The following is a 19,551-nucleotide window of genomic DNA, read 5'->3' on the forward strand; positions in this document are numbered from 1 at the left end:
ATATAACGACAGCCAAGCCGCCCGGAACGAATGGCAAGGAGCTACCCAAATGACTGATAAGCAATGGATAAAACGCGAGTTCGCCGTACCAGACTTCCCGCTTTCCGCCGGCGGTTCTCTGCGTCAGGCTCGACTGATTTACCACCAGATGGGCTCGCTCAACGCACCAAAAGACAACCTGATCCTGCTGCCCACGTACTACGGTGGTGCGGCGGCGGGCAACCACCCCTGGGTCGGCCCCGGCAGCCCCCTCGATCCGGATCGGTACTGCATCGTGATTCCCGCGATGCTGGGCGCCGGCGAGTCGTCTTCCCCATCCAACACCCCAGCACCGCAGGCCGGATCGAACTTCCCCACTCTGCGACTGGCGGACAATATCCAGCTGCAGAAGCGACTGGTGGACGAGGTGTTCGACGGCGCCACCCTGGCGCTGGTTGCGGGCTGGTCCATGGGCGGGATGCAGGCGCTGCAGTGGGCCAGCCTCTATCCCGAGCGGGTTCGTGCCGTGGTCGCCAGCTGTTGCACCGCCCGGTGCAGCCCGCACAACGGGCTGTTTCTGGAAGGACTCAAGAGCGCACTCCAGGCTGATCCCCGCCTGAACGACGGTTGCGCCGCGCAGCCAGTCGATGGCCTGAAGGCCTTCGCCCGGGTCTATGCGGGCTGGGCGTACTCTCAAGCGTTCTTTCGCAACGGTGACTACCGGGCGTTGGGATTCGACGACATCGACGCCCTGCTCGCGTTCTGGGAGCAGGATCACCTCGACCAGGACGCCCACGACCTGCTGGCCGTGCTCAACGTCTGGCAACACGCCGATATCAGCGCCGCGGCGGACGCGTTCGAAGACGCCCTGGCCCGCATCACCATGCCCACCCGCATCCTGCCCTGCCGCAGCGATCTCTACTTCACAGAGGACGACGCACGGCGGGAGGCGGCCCTGATGCCGGGCGCGCACGTACAGGTGCTGGATTCGGACTGGGGACATATCGCCGGTGGCCCCGGCCGGAATCCTGCCGTCATGAGGATCGTGTTCGACGCCGTGAGGGCCGTTCTGTCTTCCTGATCCCGTGAACCAATTCAGGGCATCGTGAAAAGGCACGCCCTGCCACGGCGCAAAATATCCGCCATCCGATCCATCACAAGCGCGACGACGCAGAGGGCAACCCCATGAATGACGCTTTCTTTCGCAGCCACGCCGGAGTTGGTCGGGGCTGGCATAAGCCTTGCTCCTCCCCTGGCAGACGACACCTTGATCCGGTCACAGCAACACCGCATGTCAGGGATGCGCAAAACAGTGCTGAAAAATGGGTGACTAGGGTTCCGGTCCGGGCGACAGCTCCGGGCGACTGGTCCGAGAGTCACCGACCTCTGCGAGGTTACACGGCGGGACAAAAGCCCGGGAGATCGAATCGCTGCGATTCCAACGCCGTGTTGCTTAACAGAGGAGACCTTGAATGCGCCTGATCAACCGTTATCCCGGACGCGCCCCGGCGCTGCTGCTGGGTCTGATCCCCTTCCTCCTGATCGTCCTGATCTACGGCATGGCCTCCCAGGCCAGACTGGCCGAGAACCCCAACGACAAGCTCCTGCCGGGCCTGGAACAGATGACCGGGGCGGTCAATCGCATGGCGTTCCAGGAAGACCGCCGCAGCGGCGACTACCTGATGTGGCAGGACACCACCGCCAGCCTGTCCCGGCTGGCCATCGGCGTGGGCGTCGCGGCGTCACTGGCGCTGGTGGTGGGCCTGCTGAACGGCATCCTGCCCATGGCCCGGGCGGGCCTGGCGCCATTGGTGTCCGCCCTGTCAATGATCCCGCCGCTGGCGATCCTGCCCATCCTGTTCATCGTATTCGGGCTGGGCGAACTGTCGAAGGTGATGCTGATCGTGATCGGCACCGCTCCCATCATGATGCGGGATGTGGCCCAGCGGGTGCGCGAGCTGCCCGTGGAGCAGCTGATCAAGATCCAGACCCTGGGCGCCAATTCCTGGCAGGTGGTCACCCGCATGGCGCTGCCCCAGGTCCTGCCGCGACTGATCGACGCGGTGCGCCTGAGCCTGGGACCGGCTTGGCTGTTCCTGATCGCCGCCGAGGCCATCGCCTCCACCGAGGGGCTGGGCTATCGCATCTTCCTGGTGCGCCGCTACCTCGCCATGGACGTGATTCTGCCCTACGTCATCTGGATCACGATTCTCGCCATTGTCATCGACCAGTGCCTGCGGTTCGCCAATCGCCGGCTGTTCCCCTGGTACAACGCCGGAGGCCACTGATGAGCCAAACCACCGACAACGCCTTCATCACCGTCAACAAGCTCTGGAAGGAATACGGCCACCAGGTCGTGCTGGAGAACCTGACCCTGTCTATCGGCGAAGGCGAGTTCTGCACCCTGGTCGGCGCCTCCGGCTGCGGCAAGTCCACCTTCCTCAAGATGCTGCTGGGTCAGGAACATCCGACCCGGGGCGAGCTGAGCCTGAACGGCCAACCGTTCCCGGCGGAGCCGGACCGTAACCGGGGCATCGTGTTCCAGCGCTACTCGGTGTTCCCGCACCTGACCGTGCACCAGAACGTGCTGATGGGGCTGGAGCTGGAGCAGCGCCCGTTCCTCGGCAAACTGTTCGGCGCCGCCAGGCGACAGGCCCTGCACGAGGTCGATGCCATGCTCGACGCTGTCGGACTCAGCCACGCCGCCGACAAGTGGCCCCACGAGCTGTCCGGCGGCATGCAGCAGCGGCTCGCCATCGCCCAGTCGTTCATCATGAAGCCCCGCATCCTGCTGCTGGACGAACCCTTCGGCGCCCTGGACCCGGGCATCCGCGGCGACATGCACGCGCTGATCCTCAAGCTCTGGCGCGAGACCGGCACCACCATCTTCATGGTGACCCACGATCTCTACGAGGGTTTCCACCTGGGCACCCGCCTGCTGGTGTTCGACAAGATCCGCAACGATCCCCAGCAGCCGGAAGCCTACGGCGCCACCATCACCTACGACCTGCCTATCGGCCAGAACGACCGGCAGGTCTATGAATCCATCGAATCGTCCGTGTCGGAAACGGCCCGGGCCCTGTCCGCATGAGGCCATTGTGAAGACCAGCATCCCTCTCGACATCCCTGCGCTGCTGCAGGCCTACCGCAGCGGTGACCTGACGCCGGCCGCGGTCGTCTCCCACCTGTTGGAGCGAGCGTCCCAGTTCAGCGCCCACAACGCCTGGATCCACCTGGCCGGCGAGGACGAACTGACGCCCTACCTGACGCGTCTGCAGCGGAGCAGCCCGGATGAGCTGCCCCTGTACGGCATCCCCTTCGCCGTCAAAGACAACATCGATGTGGCGGGCATGGACACGACGGCCGGCTGCGAAGCCTTCCGCTACCGGCCCGGGCGTCACGCCGCCGTGGTGGAGGCGCTGGTCGCCGCCGGTGCGATTCCCCTGGGCAAGACCAACCTCGACCAGTTCGCCACGGGTCTGGTGGGCACCCGATCCCCGGAACCCTGGGGCGCGTGCCGCAACAGCATCGATCCGGATTACGTCTCCGGCGGCTCGTCCTCCGGCTCCGCGGTGGCCACGGCCCTGGGGCTGGTGAGTTTCGCCCTGGGCACGGACACCGCCGGTTCCGGCCGCGTGCCCGCCGCCTTCAACAACCTGATCGGCCTCAAGCCCACGCTGGGCCGACTCAGCGTCCGGGGCGTGGTGCCGGCCTGCCAGAGCCTGGATTGCGTGTCCATCTTTGCCCGCTCGGCGGAGCAGGCACAGGCGGTCCTCACCGTGGCGTCCGCACCCGACGCCGAGGATCCCTGGCAGCGTCCGGCACCCATTGGCCGGCAACCCATCCCGGCCCGTTTCCGCTTCGGCGTCCCGCAGGACAAGCAACTGGATTTCGATGGCAACGAAGGCGCCCGCCAGCTCTTCAACAACGCCATCCGCGACCTGGAAGCCCTGGGCGGCGAAGCCGTGACGCTGGATTTCCAGCCCTTCCTCGACACGGCCAAACTGCTCTACGAGGGTCCCTGGGTGGCGGAACGCTACCTGGCCACCAGCCCGCTGATTCAGGAGCAGCCGGACGCCCTGCTGGACGTCACTCGCGGCATTATCAGCCAGGGCGCCAACGGCAGGGCCGCCGACGCCTTCAGCGCCCGTTACAGGTTGCAGGCCCTGAAGCAGGTGGCGGACCAGGCCTGGGACGAGGTGGACGTCATGCTGACACCGACTGCGCCCACCATCTACACCATCGCTGAACTGGACGAGGAACCGGTCGCCCGCAACAGCCGCCTGGGCACCTACACCAACTTCATGAACCTGCTGGATTACAGCGCCGTGGCCGTGCCGTCGGGTTTCCTGGAGAGCGGGCTGCCGCTGGGCTGCACCCTGTTCGCTCCGGCCTTCCAGGACGAGGCCCTGCTGGCCCTGGCCAGCCGCCTGCATCCCAGGGGCACTCACACCGTCGGCGCCCTGGGCGACACCTTGCACAGCCCAGCCATTGACGCCTCCGCCGGCACCATCGACGTGCTGGTCTGCGGCGCCCACCTGTCCGGCCTGCCGCTGAACCACCAGCTCACCGAGCGCCACGCCGTACTGCAGGAGACCACCGAGACCGCAGCCGCCTATCGCATGTACCTGCTGGCCGGCGGGCCGCCCCTGCGACCGGGCATGATCCGTGACGAGCACGAGGGCATCCGACTGCCGGTGGAGATCTGGCGCGTTCCAGCCGACCGTTTCGGCAGCTTCGTCGCCGGGATTCCGGCACCGCTGGGGATTGGCAAAGTGGAGCTGGCCGACGGCCGCTGGGTGTCGGGCTTTATCTGCGAACCGATCGGTCTTGAGGGCGCGGAGGACATCACGCACCTGGGCGGCTGGCGCGGGTTTCTGGCATCTCGATGAGTTAAGGTTTGATCAACGGGCGACACCGCTGCCCCGCGTCGAATCGGTAGCGTTTGCGCAACGGCAGCGGCATCAGTGTCCCGCACGCGCCTTGCGAATCATCGCCGCCAGCTCCGGCTCCACCGGCATGCGGCGGAAGGGGCTGACGTTGGCGCCGCCCGTATTGCCTTCCGGGACCAGCCCCAGGGCGGTCTTGGTCGCGGCGCCGACCGTACGGATGACCTGACCCACCGCTTCGCCCGGCGCGTGTTGGCGCAGCGCCCACAGAAACATCAGCCCGTGGACTTTGACGTGCCAGTACGTTGAAGCCTGGCCCACCACATGCGCCCGCTCCAGATAGCGGAACGCCTGCGCCGGATCACCGGCGTTTTCAGCCTCGCGAGCCTGATCCAGCTCAGCCCGAACAAAAGGCGCCACCGCCCGGGTGAAGGTCCGCTTCATCGCACTGCTCTCCTGGCTTCAAAATCTCAAGATACAGTCGTTAGGTCTTCGGCGTCAGCTCGTCGTCCATCGCCGTCGCCGCCTGCAACGCCGGACGGTCCATCAGGCGGGCGGCGTAGCTCTCAAACTCCGGGCGCTTGGGCAATGAGCCGAACTGCATCCCCCACATCACGTGGGCTCCAACGTAGACATCCGCCGCCGTGAACTCATCGCCGGCCACATAGCGCGACCTGGATACCGCCGACGCCAGCACGTCCACGGCGCGGTCGTAGCTGCCGTAGCCCACCATGCGTTGCTGCTCGTCGCTGACTGTTGCGCCCAGGGTGCGGTCGGTAATCGCCGCCTCCAGCGGGCCGGCAGCGAAGAACAGCCAGCGGTAATAGGCCGCGCGCTGGTCGGTCGGCGGCGCCAGACGCGCTCCCGGAAAGACATCGGCCAGATAGGCGCAGATCGCCGCGCACTCGGTCACCACCTGCCCGCGGTGCACCAGGGCCGGCACCTTGCCCATGGGATTGATCGCCAGGTAGTTGTCGGATTTCACGGCATCGCCGTATTCCAACAGCTCCTGGCGATAGGAGGCACCCACTTCCTCCAGCATCCAGCGCACGATGCGACCGCGGGACATGGGGTTGGTGTAGAACACGAGATCGCAGTCGGGGGAATCGGTGATCGGCATGGTGACGCTCCTTGTTGGTATCTGGCGTGATCCAGACAGGTTAGGCGAGATTCGCCGGCAACGTCGTCATGGCCGTTAGAATTTATTGGAATGTGGGTTGTCGAAGATCGACCTCGGCGACGGGTGCCTCAGCCCCCTCTTCGTGGACGGCCAAACAGCTCGCGTAGTTCGTCCTTCGCCGCCTCGAGAATGTCGCGCTGATCCTGAGGCATGGTCTTCCCCGCCCGATTCAGATAGAAGGTCAGCATCGACATGGCGGAGCGATAGGGATCGGATTTGCGCTGCTGGCTGTTCTCGGCGGATTGTTTGAGCGAACGGGCAATCGCTTTGGGATCTTTCAGGGTGAAGACGCCCTGCTCCAGATCGAGGGCGTGGCTGGATTCGGTGACGCTTTGGGACCAGTTTCTATTGGACCTGTGTTTATCCGTTTGCTGCGATCCGGACATCCATCGCCCCCTCTTTCAGTCGGAAAGTCAGTCCTCGCTCCCGGGCCAGCTCCTCTCAAGCCTGGTCCGCGGAAGGCAGGTTCCCGCCCAACATGTTCTCAACCACCGCCGCGTTGTAGAAGGTTTCCATCGTCTGGATCTTGTCGCCCTTCACGCGGAACCAGACGGCCAGCCGCACATCCCCGATCGGCTCGAAATGCGTCTGGTAATCCAGGATCGCGAACACATGCTCGCCATCGGCGCTGAGCTGACGAACGATCAGGTCTTTCTGGATGGCCGCCATGCCGAACTGGTAGGCCAGCATGTCGTCCGGGCTCAGGAAGCGCGTGTTCGGTCCCACGTACTCGAAGCCCTCAGTCGCCAACCAGGATTTCGCCTCATCAAAACGCTGGTCATGAATATCGGCGATGAACTGCGACACGATGTCTTTGGGCTGCATGGGTGGATTCCTCTTCCTGTGTGGGGGGGGCACTTGGCGGCCAGTTCCGCTTAGGCAATGGCGTTAGCTTACCGTTTTCGCCCAACACGCCCAAACGTGCGTTGGCTATCAAGGTTATTTGAAGGGCTTGCCGGCCTGATTGGCGTTACGGTGCCGGCGGATGAGCGGGCCGGCGTCTGGGCCTGGTTACGCTTGAGTTTCCTCAGGAATCAGGGCCAACAGGTCCGTCACCCCGATATCGACGCCCGCCTGCGACAGCAGCGTCGAAACCTGCCCCCGATGATGGGTCTGATGATTGAAGAAATGCAGCAACAGGCTCGCAAACCGCTTGTTACCGGGGATCCCTTTGGTGTTTCTGTAGCTGAGGATCGCCCCGAGATCGTCTTCCGACAGCTCACCCACCCAGCGAATAATCTGCCGATCCAGCCAGTTGCGCTGTTCGGTCAGGCTGCCCAGATCCTCAAAGAGCAGCTGATCCAAACTTGTGGGATCCGGAAGGTCCGCCACCGCCTGCAGCGTATGCTGGCAGGCGGGATGGGTGGCAAACCGTTTGAGCCAGATCATATCCGCGACAAGGATGTGGTTCAGTGTACCCAGAATGGAGCCAAAGAACGCGCCCCGGTCTTTTACCAAATCCGCCGCAGGAAGCCTTTCGGCCGCCTCGTAGATCTTGGCGTTCATCCACTGGTTGTAGGTGGCCAGCAGTTCGAGGTGTTCTTTTTGGCTCATTGGGGAAACCTCTCATTCGTAAGGCCACGCCAAGCATCATGCGGCTTTGGCGCATTCGGTTAGAGCCGAGCCCCCATGCGGTCTGGGGCTATGGGTGCCATGAAGCTTTTACTGGCTGCACCAAATGCCCCATATCATGCCTTCGGAAGTCCTTTGTCGGGAAGTCCACGGTCAACCTGAGCCCCTGGTTATACAGCATTTCTCGCCTGTTCCAGCACGCGCGTGAGCCGATCGAGATTCTGCTCATTTGCTGGCCCCGCCCTTTCTTTAACGGCCTGCGCAGTTTGAGCATCTTCGAACTCCTGATTCCAGGTTACGTGGGTTCCACGACCCTCAGCCGAGAGTTCAACTGTGAGCCGGAAATTGGGCGGGCAGTCATGATGAATGACTATTTTCGAGTTGGGTTCTAGTGTTTCGAACTTGCTCTCGTTCAGGTGCTCGGTTCCATCTGGGGCATGCATAATGAATTTCCAGCGTCCCCCTTCCTTGAACTCATGAATCTCGAAGGTATTTGAAAAGCCCTCAGGTCCCCACCATGCGGCCAGCAATTCAGGCGACTCAAATGCCCCGTAAATTTCTTCTGGGGAGAACGGCAGGGTCCTGGAGGTACGTCGCGTTCTGTTTTCAGTCATGCATGGAACTCCAAGTTGAATGAGATTTGTGCCTCATAACGCTTGCAGCATGCGCGCCCTTGGAATGGAGCCGAAGGCGCAATGTAAAGGGCGTCGCCGTGCCTGCACTGGTTATGTTGCAAACCACCGAATCCCCTCAAGTACCAAGTACGCACACGTCGTTAAACCTACAATCAAAAGTGCCCACACCAGACGACGTGCCCAGGGTTTCGCCTGTGGTTGGAGCAGTACCGGAACAACTTTAGCGGGTCCGTCATCTGACTCGACATGGGTGTTCACCTTTTCCCACGTAGTAGGCGCAAAATAAAGGTAATTGATGCTGACCTCCTTCTTGGGAACGAGAGTTGGGAAGACTATCTCTTTTCCACCACCAGGCAGGTCTCTAATCTGATGATCCGTGTCGGGATACACGTTTACATTCGGCAAAAAGTTATGGCCAAGCCGTACGTTAGTAGCCGCCCGACGACCCGTGTTTTTGATAATCACGGAGTGGGTATGAACAACGGCCCCAGGTGTCCCATCTTCATTAGGACCTAGCTTGTGTGCCGAAATGAACCCCAAGTGAGAGACGAGTTTGGGGCGACTTTCAAGAAGGTGATTGATCAAAACACCCAGGAATAGAGTGATGATCGGCATTCCCACCGCCGCTGCCAGATTCCAATCGATCTCCATTACTCAACCACTCTCCTTGCAACATAACGCCAGCCATAAGCGGCCGAAAAAACCGCCAGGTTTTTGAGGTCCAGCCGACCGCACTGCGGGCGGCGATGCTTGATGGCCTTGTTACTTGTTGCCAGCAATTTCCTCCAAAGCCCTTCTAATGCAAGAGTGATCGCTTTTCACGAGCGCGTAACCACCAAAAGTAAGTAGGCCGCAGGCAACAAAGCCAAATAACGAGAAGCCCTGAACAAACATTAGTGTAACGCCCAGAGCGCCAAAAGCTATTCCAACGCCAGTGGCCAAACTTACATCGCTAAATTTTCCAACGATGCAGGCTTTACCGTCGATTTCCTGAACAAAACCATCGAATCTCCCTCTTCCAGGAAAATGGACGGGACCCGCCCTTCGAATCAACTGGATTCGTGATCCCTCTACGCGGCCATCAATTTCTTTAGGTCGCGAGTACCAAGTTTCATACTCGACGAAACTTGAAGCTCTCGCGAGAATTATGTCTTTGGAATAATCAGAATCGCAGCGATAGTTCATACAAGTAACGCCCGCAGCATGCGCGGCTTTGTAATGGAGGCGAAGCCGCAATGGAAAAGACGTCGCCGTGCCTGCGTTTGTTATGACTTGTTCTGGCGTGATGAAAAGTAAAACCCCACCACAGACCCGATGATGGCACTACCGAATGCCAGAAGCTCTGAAAAATATTGGCTCTTGAGTAAAGCTGCACCCGAAATCATTACCAGCAAAAAAATGGTTAAAAATATGGCTAGCATCGGTGCAATGCGTTTATTCATCCGCTCCGTCAGTGGCTCTGCTTGCCCAATACCACCACACGAACCACACATCAGGCCACGCTGGCCGCGCTGCTGCCAAAAAGGGAGTTCATGCTTTTTAGCACAAGCCAGACATGAAGCTTTGTCCTTGCCATTTGTGCAGGTGCCAGTACCCGAGCAATGCCTGCATTCGTAAAGGGTGGATACCACTTCCAAAATCGACTACTCCTTAGTCATAACAGTACTTAGACCGCGTTCCATAATATTGAATAATCGAGCATTCGGTATAATGTCACGAATTCGCGGCCTTCATCTTTTCTCTTTATTCAACCTGAACAACAGCTTAGCCACTCAGCGGCGTCCCTGCCATGCATTATCGCGACATCTTCATTTCGTGCATCCAATATCCCGCTCACTGACGCCGCAGCGATTCCATCCACTCCAGCACCCCGTCACTCGCCGTCTTGCGAATCACTCTGGCCCGGGACACGCTGGCCTCGCCCGGGTCGATGACGGTGATGGGCACGTCGATGTCGACGCAGTTGACCAGTCCGGCCGCGGGGTAGACCTGGAGTGAGGTGCCGACGATGAGGAGTTGGTCGGCGGTGCTGACGACTTCGGCGGCGGTTTCGATCATGGGGACGGCTTCGCCGAACCAGACCACGTGGGGCCGGAGCTGGCCGCCATTTTCGGCGGTGTCGCCGAGCTGGATGTCGTCGTAGCCGATGTCGTAGACGGTGTGCTCGTCGTGGATGCTGCGGGCCTGGGTGAGCTGGCCGTGGAGGTGGACGACGTGGCTGGAGCCGGCGCGTTCGTGCAGGTCGTCGATGTTCTGGGTGACGATGGTGACGCGGTATTCTCTTTCCAGTTCCGCCAGGGCGTGGTGGGCCGGGTTGGGCTGGGCGTCTTTCAGTTGGCGGCGGCGGTCGTTGTAGAAGCGCAGCACCAGTTCGGGGTTGCGCTGGAAGGCTTCGGGGGTGGCGACGTCGTAGACGTTGTGTTTTTCCCAGAGGCCGTCGTTGTCGCGGAAGGTGGACAGGCCGCTCTCGGCGCTCATGCCGGCGCCGGACAGGACGACGATGTGGTCGGTCATCTTGAGTCTCTCCAGAATCGCGGGGATATCCGGGGACTGTAGCACCGGCCGGTCAGGCTGTGGAGGTCGGCCCAACGAAAAACGGGAGACCGCTGGTGCGCTCTCCCGTTTCCGTCATGCCCCTGGCGAGGGGCTGTGAATCAACCGCTTACAGATCGAAGATCTTGCCCGGGTTGATGATGCCGTTGGGATCGAACACCTGCTTGATGCCCTTGAGGTAGGCGATTTCCGACTCGCTGCGGGTGTATTGCAGGTACGGCTTCTTGGTCATGCCCACGCCGTGCTCGGCGGAGACGCTGCCGTTGTAACGCTCGACGATCTCGAACACCCACTTGTTGACCTGCTGGCACTTCTCGAAGAAGTCTTCCTTGGCCATGTCCTCCGGCTTGAGGATATTGAGGTGCAGGTTGCCGTCGCCGATGTGGCCGAACCAGATGATCTCGAAATCCGGATAGTGCTCGGTGACCACGGCGTCGATCTCGCGCAGGAACTCGGGCACCTTGGAAACGACTACGGAGATGTCGTTCTTGTAGGGCGTGCGCGGGGCAATGGACTCGGAGATGCCTTCGCGCAGCATCCACAGATTTTTGGCCTGGGTCTCGCTCTGGCTGATGGCGCCGTCCAGCACCCAGCCGTTTTCCATGCACTGCTCGAACAGGGCCATGGCGTCGTCCATCACCGCGTCGGACACGGCTTCGAACTCCAGCAGCGCGTAGTAAGGCGCTTCGGTCTCGAACGGCGCCTGCACGTTACCGTGGGCCAGCACGTGCTGCATCGCCTGATGGGAGAAGAACTCGTAGGCGGTGAGGTCGATCTTCTTCTGGAAGGTCTGCAGCACGTCCATGGTGTTGGTCAGGTCGTTCAGCCCCAGCACCAGGACGGTCAGGTTGTCCGGCTTGCGGGTCAGCTTCATGGTGGCTTCGGTGATGAAGCCCAGGGTGCCCTCGGCGCCGATGAACAGGTGGCGCAGGTCGTAGCCGGTGTTGTTCTTCTCCAGGTCCTTGTTCAGTTCCAGGATGTCACCCTTGCCGGTGACCACGGTCAGACCCGCCACCCAGTCACGGCTCATGCCGTAGCGGATGACCTTGATGCCGCCGGCGTTGGTGGAGAGGTTGCCGCCCAGTTGGCTGGAGCCCGCGGAGGCGAAATCCACCGGGTAGTAGAGGTCGTTTTCCTCGGCGAAGTTCTGCAGCTGTTCGGTGATCACGCCCGCCTGGCAGTGCACTACCCGATCGCTGGCGTTGAAGTCCAGGATCTGGTTCATGTAATCGAAGGCCACGACGACTTCGCCGTTGGCCGCCACGGCGCCGGCACTCAGGCCGGTGCGGCCGCCCGATGGCACCAGCGCCACCTGGTTCGCGTTGGCAAAGCGGACGATGGCCTGCACCTGCTCGGTGCTCTTGGGGAAGACGATCGCCACGGGTCTGGGTGCGTAGATCTTGGTCCAGTCCTTGCCGTAGGTGTCGAGATCATCCGGATCCGTGAGGACCTTGCCGTCGTCAACAAGGGAGGTCAGGGCGGAAACAATCTGGTCTGGCGTCATGGGCAGTCTTGGTCTCGTGATGGGAAAAGGCTGACTCCCTGTGCAGTTATCAAAGGCGGGCCCCAGCGGCCTCACCGTCGATTGAGGGATGTCACCGAACACAATGTGAAAACGGGTGATTATGGTATCATACCGGCCCTGTTCTGCGAGCCCGCCCCTTTTCGCGGCCGGGCTGCCGGTTTACTTCACGCGACGAAAGGTCTGTTAAGCCCATGGCAAATACGTCCCTCGACAAAAGCAAGATCCGGATCCTGCTGCTGGAAGGTGTCCATCAGTCTGCGCTGGATACGTTGCACGAAGCGGGTTACACCAACATCGAGTACCTGACGCACTCCCTCGGTAACGAGGAGCTGAAGGAAAAGATCGCTGATGCGCACTTTATTGGCATCCGCTCCCGCACCCAGCTCACCGAGGAGGTCTTCGAGGCCGCCGAGAAGCTGGTCGCCGTGGGCTGTTTCTGCATCGGGACCAACCAGGTCAACCTGAAGGCCGCCACCCGTCGCGGCGTGGCCGTGTTCAACGCGCCTTTCTCCAACACCCGCAGTGTCGCCGAGCTGGTACTGGCCCAGGCGATTCTGCTGCTGCGCGGCATTCCCGAGAAGAACGCCAAGGCACATCGCGGTGAATGGCAGAAATCGGCCAAGAACAGCTACGAAATTCGCGGCAAGAAGCTGGGCATCATCGGCTACGGCAACATCGGCACCCAGTTCAGCGTGCTGGCCGAGTCCCTGGGCATGGACGTCTACTTCTACGACGTGGTCTCCAAGCTGTCGATCGGTAACGCCACCCAGGTCAACAGCCTCAACGAGCTGCTCAACACCTGCGACGTGATCAGCCTGCACGTGCCGGAAACCCCGGCCACCAAGTACATGTTCGGCGCCGAACAGCTGGCTCAGATGAAGCCGGGCAGCATTCTGATGAACGCCTCCCGCGGTACGGTGGTGGACATCGAAGCCCTGTCCGAAACGCTCAAGAGCGGCAAGCTGCTGGGCGCGGCCATCGACGTGTTCCCGGTCGAGCCGAAGTCCAACGACGAGGAGTTCGTCTCCCCGCTGCGCGAGTTCGACAACGTGATCCTGACCCCGCACATCGGTGGCTCCACCGCCGAGGCGCAGGAAAACATCGGTCGCGAAGTCGCCGAGAAGCTGGCCATGTACAGCGACAACGGCACCACGGTGTCCTCCGTCAACTTCCCGGAAGTGGCGCTGCCGTCGCACCCGAACCAGCACCGTCTGCTGCACATCCACGAGAACGTGCCGGGCGTGATGTCCGAGATCAACCAGGTGTTCTCCGAGAACGGAATCAACATCTGCGGCCAGTACCTGCAGACCCAGGAAGACATCGGCTACGTGGTGATCGACGTGGACAAGGAGTACGGCGAACTGGCGCTGGAGAAGCTCAAGTCCGTGCGTGGCACCATCCGCTGCCGCGTGCTGTTCTGAGTCGCCTCGCGGAGCCAGAACGCCAGTGAGAAGAAGGCCGGGCTTGTCCCGGCCTTTTTTGTGCCTGATCGGTCTACCTGATCTGTGTGCCTGCTTTGTGTCCCTGAATTGCGCGCCCGCCCTGCCCGCTTTCGTCGTGGATGACCCTTTCTTAATCCGTTCCGGCCCACGCTGACCTTGTTTCGTCACCGAACACCCCTAAGGTTAATGGGTGTATCGGGAAAAAACGGGCTTTGATTCAGACAGCCGCGTTTCATTCATCGCTTCGTGTTTCATGCATAGGCTGACAAGGAGACGACCATGTCACTGAAGGACTCGCTGTTGAACAAACTGGAAACCCAGACCGAATACTGGAGCAAGCAGATCGACAGCCTGCGCGCCCAGGCCGATGAGAAAATGGCGAAGGCCAAGGACGAGCAGGCGGAAGCCCAGATCCAGGAAGACTTTGCCAAGCGCATTCAGGAACTGGAGGAAAGCGTGGAAAGCGCGCGCCAGAAGATGGGCGAGCTGCGCGATTCTGGGGAAGACCGCCTGAACGACCTGAAGAAGCGGATTGAGGAATGGTTGCCGAGTAACACCAACTAGGCTTGAACTTTAAGTTGCTCAATGTAGCAGACGCTTTAGCTTCTGAGGCGCCGAAGGTGCCTTTTTTGGCGTCCTAACTTCACGGCAGCCCTTCAGGCTGCCCCGAAGCTGAAGCGTCGGCTACACGCTCAAGTAAATGCCAGCTCTGACAAACCATCTGGCATAAAAAAAGCGGAGACCTTCAGGAGGGCTCCGCTTTTTGGTTGGCCGTTTCGGGATTAACCCTGCATCGGCACCAGCGTCAGCTCCACGCGGCGGTTCTGCGCCCGGCCGGAATCAGTGGAGTTGGAGGCAATCGGGTTGCGCTCACCGTAGCCGTTGGCGCGGGTACGCGAGGACTGGATACCCTGGTTGAGCAGGAAGTCCCGCACGGAAGACGCCCGACGCTCACTGAGCATCTGGTTGTAGGAGGCGGAACCGGTGCTGTCGGTGTAGCCGTCGATCTGGATGATGGTCTCATCGTACTCTTCCAGCACGATCGCCACGGACTCCAGCACGCTGGTGAAGGACGAGCGAATACCGGACTGGTCCACGTCAAAGGTGATGTTGCCCGGCATGATCAGCTGGATCTGGTTGCCGTTGCGCTGGACGCGCACGCCGGTGCCTTCCAGCTTGTGGCGCAGGGCCGCTTCCTGGCGGTCCATGTAGTAGCCGATACCGCCACCGGCCGCGCCGCCGGCTGCCGCGCCGATCAGGGCGCCCTTGCCGCGGTCGCTGCTGCTGGAGGTCGCCGCACCGATGGCCGCGCCGGTGACGGCACCGATCACGCTGCCCTTGGTCGCATTCGATACTTTCTCTTCGCCCGTGTACGGATCATAGGTCATGCAGCCGCTCAGGGTTACGACAGCCACTGACACTGCCATGATTGTTTTTTTCATCCCACTCAACTCCTTAACTTCTTCATGGAATCGCTGGAAAGTCACGCTATCGGACTCATCGAAAAGTCACGGTGCCTTCCAGTCTTTCTTTATACACCGGCAGCCTGCGCGGCCTCGGTCCGTTCTTCGCATCCGTCGACGAATGCACTGATGGTCACATTGAACACGGTCGCCTGGAGATCGCTCGCTTCGTTCACCAGGTGATGTCGGCCGTCGGGCAGGCGCCGTTCGGCGACCGACGAAAACTTGTTACGGATGATCCGCAAATTGTGGTGCCAATCCACGGTCATGTCCTTCTCGCCCTGGATCACGGTCACCGCGTAATCCACCGGCTTGGCAGCCTCGATGGCCGGCACCCACTGACGCAGGGCGCTGACCCAGTCCACGTGCACCGCCCGCGCCTGCAACGGATCGTGCTCACGCAGGAAGCGCAGGAAACGCGAGTTGCCGCTGTTCTCCGAGAACATGCGCCGCCAGCGTTTGATAAACGGCCGCGCCAGACTGTGCAGCATCTTCGCGCCGATCCAGCCATTGGGACGCACCAGCGGCGCCAACAGCACCACATGACGGAACTCGGCAGTGCCTCGGGGCACCCGGTGCAACAGGTAATCGATCAGAACGCCGCCTCCGGTGCTCTGCCCCACTGCAAACCAGGGCCCATCGATCCGGCCACGAACCGCCTCCAGGACGTCCAGCAGCACCTGCTGGTATTCAGCAAAACTGCCAATCGCGGCCGGCGTACCGCTGGACAGCCCGTGCCCCGGCTGATCATAGGCCAACACATTGAAACCGGCGCCCAGGCAGCGGTCAATCAACTGGCTGTACAGGCCGACATGATCAAAGTAGCCGTGCAGGATGAACACCGTGCCCCGGGGGCGTGGGGTGCGGTAGCAATGTATGGCGACGCGGTGCTCGCCGGCCTGCAGGTTGCCGACGGAATACTGCACGTCGGGATGCTCCACCCACAGGTCCAGACCGTAGAAGCGGCAGTACGCCGCCACTTCCTGCGACAGACCGTCCTGGAAGGGACCCCGTTCGCGGTCGGCCTCAAAGGCCCGGAGCTGGTTGATCAGGCTGGCCCGATCCCAGTCGGGCATGTCCAGGTTGTCGGTTTTCCAATACACAGTGGTTCGGCCGTTTGTCGCGTATTCTACGTATGGGGCTGCAGGCCCGGTATTACGTCTCTGTCATATCGGCGACGATCTTTCGTCGCCTGTCCCGATGCGCCTACATTAGCACAGGAGCGTCCGCCATCGACCGCCCGTCGTCACGATTGGCTGAAATGAGGAGCCGAAGGATCACGGCGGCCATCTGACAGGGTCGACTTTTGCGGCAGGCTGTAGGACATCGTTTTCAACAGCGCTATTCTTCATCTTCATGATCCTCAACGCCGCCGGGAGAGCACCATGCTGCAAACGGTCCTTCAGAGCGGCCTGCGGCTGGGTATGCAGGCCTTCGTCAAACCGCTGCTGACGCCCGCCCTGCCGGTCCGCATCCAGCGCCGGCTGATCCGCCAGGCCTATCGCCTGAGCACCCCGCCCGCCGGCATACGGTTCACGGACAACGTCATCGACCAGGTGCCTTACCGGGAAGTGACACCCGCCGACTGTACGGAAAGCGCCCTGCTCTACCTGCACGGCGGCGCCTTCCTGATCGGTTCGCCGGACACCCACAAAGGCATCACCGGCCACCTCGCCGCAACCACCGGCGCCAGAGTCGTCGTACCGGATTACCGCCTGGCGCCGGAGCATCCCTATCCGGCGGCGCTCGACGACGCGCTCACCGTGTACCGGCACCTGCTGAGCTGCGGCTACCATCCGGACAAGCTGACCATCGCCGGGGATTCCGCCGGCGGCGGACTGGCCCTAGCGCTGGCGCTCAGGCTCAAACGCGAGCACCTGCCGCTGCCGGGCCACCTCGTTCTGCTGTCACCCTGGCTGGATCTCACCCACAAGAACACCTACGAGCCAGCCGTGGAGCCGGTTCTGCAATTGGGCTGGATCAAGGCCGCGGCCGAAGCCTACCGCGGCACCCATGCCCTGGCCGACCCGCTGATATCCCCGCTGTTTGATGATCTCTCGGACCTGCCGCCCATCCTGATCCAGGTGGGCTCCCAGGAAATCCTGTTCAACGACGCCCAGCGCCTCGCCGATAAAGCCCGGGAAGCCGGCGTTTCCGTGACGCTGGAGATCTACGACGGCCTCTGGCACGTGTTCCAGATCCATGCCGGCGCCCTGTCCGTGGCCAACGAGGCGATCACCAACATCGCGACATTCATCCACCCCAATCGCTGAGGAAGGCACGATGGCAAAGACCCTTTTCATCACCGGCGCCGGTGCCGGGATCGGTGCGGCCACGGCGCGACGCTTCGCCCGGGAAGGCTGGCAGCTGGGGCTGGTCGACCTGGACGGCGAGGCGGTGGCGGCCCTGAACGAAGAGCTGGGCGGACAGCACTGGCACCGCCAACTGGACGTCACGGATAGCGACGCCGTCACGGCCGCGCTCAGTGAGTTCGGCACGCACGCCGGGGGCCGCCTGGACCTGCTGTTCAACTGCGCGGGGGTTCTCAAGGTCGGCGAGTTCGAGGACATCGACTTCGAGTGGCATCGCCGCATCATGGAGATCAACGTGATCGCGCTGATGGACGTGACCCGGAAGGCTTTCCCGCTGCTCAAGGCGACGCCCGGCGCGCGGGTGATCAACATGAGTTCGGCGTCCGCGCTCTACGGCACGCCCTACTTCGCCAGCTACTCCGCATCGAAGTTCGCGGTGCGCGGACTGACCGAAGCCCTCAACCTGGAATGGGAACGTCACGATATCGTGGTGCAGGATATGATGCCGCCCTTCGTGAAGACCCGGATGGTGGCGGAACAGACGTTCCAGGCGCCAATCATCGAGCGATTGGGCGTGAACCTGGAGGCGAAGGATATTGCCGAAGCGGTGTGGCGGGCCGCGCGCGGCAAGGACGTTCACAACCCGGTGAGCCTGCAGTTCAAGTCGCTGGTGTTCGGCAACAAGTGGCTGCCCAACGCGTTCACCCGACAGCTGATCGGGCTGCTCAGCAAGCGCTGATCAGGTCTCGATGTCCCGCAGCCGGATGCGCCCGGCCACCAGGGCTTCCTTACGCTGACGCGGCCACTGTTTGAGGGCGTATTCCAGTTGCGCGGCGCGGGTACGGTTGCCGATGGTTTCCTGGAAAGCCAGGGTCAGCGGTCCCTTGCCACGCAGGCTACGAGCCGCTCGCACACCGCCCGACTGGTGTTCGGCAAAGCGCCGCGCCACGTCGGTCGTTATTCCCGTATACAGCGCGCCTGAGCGGGTGCGCACCAGATACAGACTCCACTGGGTCATGCCGCGGTGGCTTCCGGCGACGGTTTACGGCCGCGCTGCTGGAACCACAAACCGGCGACGATGAGCACCAGCCCCACGTAGGTGGAATGGTAAATCGTCTCGCCCAGGATGAAGTGGATGAACACCAGCGACAGGAACGGCGAGATGAAGATCAGGTTGCTCACCTGCGACGTGTTCTCGGCCTTCTTCATGGCGAACATCCACAGCACGAAGGCAATCCCCATCTCGAACACGCCGACGTAGATCGAGGCGGACAGGGCCACCGGCGAGACGTCGGGCAGACCGTCCGTCAGCAGGCACAGGGCCACCACAAACGGCATCCCGAACAGGAAGTTGAGGAACAGGCCCACCAGCGGATCGCGGCGATCGCGGGTATTGAGGATCCAGTAGAGCGCCCAGATCACCGTGCTGGCCAGCGCCAGGGCGACGCCAATGGGATCGGAGAACTGCAGCCCCAGGATGTCGCCCCGGGTGGCGATCACGACGACGCCGCTGTAGCAGATCAGGCCGGCGATGATGTCCGCGCGACTCAGACGCTGCCCCAGCAGCGGCACCGACAGGTACGCCAGGGTCAGGGCCCAGGTGTAGTTGAGCGGCTGCGCTTCCTGGGCCGGCAGGCGATCGAACGCCCCGAACAGAACGATGTAATACAGCCCCGGGTTGATCAGCCCATAGAAAACAGAACTCAGGTACTGCTTCGGTGTCAGTTGAAAAACCGCCCGACCGCGCCCCTGAATCACCAGGATAACCCCAATCACCACGACCGACGTGCAGCCCGCCATCAGCATCAACTGGAACGGCGTCATTTCCCGCAGCGACAGTTTGAAAGCCGTGGCCACGGTGGACCAGAGCAGTACCGTGGCACCACCAAACATCAAGGCCTGCTTCTGGTTCTTCATGGGGCTTCCTTTCGGCTGATTCGAACACGTTCACGACACGTCGCCCGGTGCGGCGCGGGGTCCCGGGCGAGGCAGGATAACCAA

23 protein-coding genes and 1 riboswitch are annotated in these 19,551 nt (G+C 61.9%); of the genes, 8 read left to right on the top strand and 15 right to left on the bottom strand.

Annotation, left to right across the window (positions count from 1 at the left end; all coding sequences use genetic code 11):
• Positions 1-49: 49 nt before the first annotated feature.
• The 4 genes from GQB00_RS05995 (at position 50) to atzF (ending at position 4,871) form a co-directional block, all read left to right on the top strand.
• Positions 50-1,060 (top strand): alpha/beta fold hydrolase, encoded by a 1,011-nt coding sequence (locus GQB00_RS05995; RefSeq protein ID WP_165855550.1) that lies wholly within the window; start codon positions 50-52, stop codon positions 1,058-1,060.
• Positions 1,061-1,298: 238 nt separating this feature from the next.
• Positions 1,299-1,402: riboswitch (guanidine-I (ykkC/yxkD leader) on the top strand.
• Between the two features lie 49 nt (positions 1,403-1,451).
• Entirely contained in the window at positions 1,452-2,267 is an 816-nt protein-coding gene (locus tag GQB00_RS06000) for an ABC transporter permease (RefSeq protein ID WP_165855551.1), read from the top strand.
• Positions 2,267-3,070 (top strand): ABC transporter ATP-binding protein, encoded by an 804-nt coding sequence (locus GQB00_RS06005; RefSeq protein WP_165855552.1) that lies wholly within the window; start codon positions 2,267-2,269, stop codon positions 3,068-3,070. Before GQB00_RS06000 ends, GQB00_RS06005 begins: the two co-directional genes overlap by 1 nt.
• Positions 3,071-3,077: 7 nt before the next feature.
• Positions 3,078-4,871, top strand: a complete 1,794-nt coding sequence (atzF, locus tag GQB00_RS06010) for an allophanate hydrolase (RefSeq protein ID WP_323127251.1) — start codon at positions 3,078-3,080, stop codon at positions 4,869-4,871.
• 72 nt (positions 4,872-4,943) lie between these two features.
• Here the strand turns inward: atzF and GQB00_RS06015 are convergent, their stop codons facing one another.
• The 11 genes from GQB00_RS06015 to GQB00_RS06065 all read right to left on the bottom strand — a co-directional run bounded on the left by GQB00_RS06015 (position 4,944) and on the right by GQB00_RS06065 (position 12,312).
• Positions 4,944-5,312, bottom strand: coding sequence for a DUF3703 domain-containing protein (locus tag GQB00_RS06015; protein ID WP_165855554.1), 369 nt, complete (start codon positions 5,310-5,312; stop codon positions 4,944-4,946).
• A 40-nt stretch (positions 5,313-5,352) separates the two neighbouring features.
• Positions 5,353-5,988 carry a glutathione S-transferase family protein gene (locus GQB00_RS06020; protein ID WP_165855555.1) on the bottom strand — a complete coding sequence of 212 codons (636 nt, stop codon included), beginning with the start codon at positions 5,986-5,988 and terminating at the stop codon, positions 5,353-5,355.
• Between the two features lie 128 nt (positions 5,989-6,116).
• Positions 6,117-6,434, bottom strand: a complete 318-nt coding sequence (locus tag GQB00_RS06025; RefSeq protein WP_165855556.1) for a DUF3175 domain-containing protein — start codon at positions 6,432-6,434, stop codon at positions 6,117-6,119.
• A gap of 55 nt (positions 6,435-6,489) precedes the next feature.
• Positions 6,490-6,873, bottom strand: a complete 384-nt coding sequence (locus tag GQB00_RS06030) for a nuclear transport factor 2 family protein (protein WP_165855557.1) — start codon at positions 6,871-6,873, stop codon at positions 6,490-6,492.
• Between the two features lie 186 nt (positions 6,874-7,059).
• Positions 7,060-7,602 carry a DinB family protein gene (locus GQB00_RS06035; RefSeq protein WP_165855558.1) on the bottom strand — a complete coding sequence of 181 codons (543 nt, stop codon included), beginning with the start codon at positions 7,600-7,602 and terminating at the stop codon, positions 7,060-7,062.
• A gap of 188 nt (positions 7,603-7,790) precedes the next feature.
• Complete coding sequence (locus GQB00_RS06040; RefSeq protein WP_165855559.1) at positions 7,791-8,234, bottom strand: SRPBCC domain-containing protein; 444 nt, start codon at positions 8,232-8,234, stop codon at positions 7,791-7,793.
• 111 nt (positions 8,235-8,345) lie between these two features.
• On the bottom strand, positions 8,346-8,906 hold the full coding sequence (locus GQB00_RS06045) for a hypothetical protein (protein WP_165855560.1): 561 nt from the start codon (positions 8,904-8,906) through the stop codon (positions 8,346-8,348).
• Positions 8,907-9,017: 111 nt separating this feature from the next.
• Complete coding sequence (locus GQB00_RS06050; RefSeq protein ID WP_165855561.1) at positions 9,018-9,440, bottom strand: hypothetical protein; 423 nt, start codon at positions 9,438-9,440, stop codon at positions 9,018-9,020.
• A gap of 80 nt (positions 9,441-9,520) precedes the next feature.
• Complete coding sequence (locus GQB00_RS06055; protein WP_165854815.1) at positions 9,521-9,892, bottom strand: molecular chaperone DnaJ; 372 nt, start codon at positions 9,890-9,892, stop codon at positions 9,521-9,523.
• A 196-nt stretch (positions 9,893-10,088) separates the two neighbouring features.
• Positions 10,089-10,769 carry an SIR2 family NAD-dependent protein deacylase gene (locus GQB00_RS06060; protein ID WP_165855562.1) on the bottom strand — a complete coding sequence of 227 codons (681 nt, stop codon included), beginning with the start codon at positions 10,767-10,769 and terminating at the stop codon, positions 10,089-10,091.
• Between the two features lie 148 nt (positions 10,770-10,917).
• Entirely contained in the window at positions 10,918-12,312 is a 1,395-nt protein-coding gene (locus GQB00_RS06065) for an FAD-binding oxidoreductase (RefSeq protein WP_165855563.1), read from the bottom strand.
• A gap of 212 nt (positions 12,313-12,524) precedes the next feature.
• Here GQB00_RS06065 and serA point away from each other — a divergent pair, with 212 nt between their 5' ends.
• On the top strand, positions 12,525-13,754 hold the full coding sequence (serA, locus tag GQB00_RS06070) for a phosphoglycerate dehydrogenase (protein ID WP_111495532.1): 1,230 nt from the start codon (positions 12,525-12,527) through the stop codon (positions 13,752-13,754).
• A gap of 300 nt (positions 13,755-14,054) precedes the next feature.
• Positions 14,055-14,339: a hypothetical protein gene (locus GQB00_RS06075; RefSeq protein ID WP_165855564.1), complete on the top strand. Its 285-nt coding sequence runs from the start codon at positions 14,055-14,057 to the stop codon at positions 14,337-14,339.
• 218 nt (positions 14,340-14,557) lie between these two features.
• Here GQB00_RS06075 and GQB00_RS06080 read toward each other — a convergent pair whose 3' ends face one another.
• Positions 14,558-15,217, bottom strand: a complete 660-nt coding sequence (locus tag GQB00_RS06080) for an OmpA family protein (protein ID WP_165855565.1) — start codon at positions 15,215-15,217, stop codon at positions 14,558-14,560.
• A gap of 89 nt (positions 15,218-15,306) precedes the next feature.
• Positions 15,307-16,341: an alpha/beta hydrolase gene (locus tag GQB00_RS06085; RefSeq protein ID WP_165855566.1), complete on the bottom strand. Its 1,035-nt coding sequence runs from the start codon at positions 16,339-16,341 to the stop codon at positions 15,307-15,309.
• Positions 16,342-16,623: 282 nt separating this feature from the next.
• On the opposite strand from GQB00_RS06085, the gene GQB00_RS06090 reads away from it, so the two are divergent.
• The gene (locus GQB00_RS06090) at positions 16,624-17,511 is read left to right on the top strand and encodes an alpha/beta hydrolase (protein WP_165855567.1); all 888 of its coding nucleotides are present in this window, start codon (positions 16,624-16,626) and stop codon (positions 17,509-17,511) included.
• Positions 17,512-17,521: 10 nt separating this feature from the next.
• A complete protein-coding gene (locus GQB00_RS06095; RefSeq protein ID WP_165855568.1) occupies positions 17,522-18,289 on the top strand; it encodes an SDR family oxidoreductase in 768 nt (255 codons plus the stop codon).
• Here GQB00_RS06095 and GQB00_RS06100 read toward each other — a convergent pair whose 3' ends face one another.
• A complete protein-coding gene (locus GQB00_RS06100; RefSeq protein WP_165855569.1) occupies positions 18,290-18,568 on the bottom strand; it encodes a GIY-YIG nuclease family protein in 279 nt (92 codons plus the stop codon).
• Positions 18,565-19,467 carry a DMT family transporter gene (locus GQB00_RS06105; protein ID WP_111495518.1) on the bottom strand — a complete coding sequence of 301 codons (903 nt, stop codon included), beginning with the start codon at positions 19,465-19,467 and terminating at the stop codon, positions 18,565-18,567. The genes GQB00_RS06100 and GQB00_RS06105 overlap by 4 nt, the downstream gene beginning before the upstream one ends.
• Positions 19,468-19,551: the final 84 nt, after the last annotated feature.

The sequence above is a fragment of the Marinobacter sp. JSM 1782161 genome, assembly GCF_011421605.1.
Lineage (GTDB): Bacteria > Pseudomonadota > Gammaproteobacteria > Pseudomonadales > Oleiphilaceae > Marinobacter_A > Marinobacter_A bohaiensis.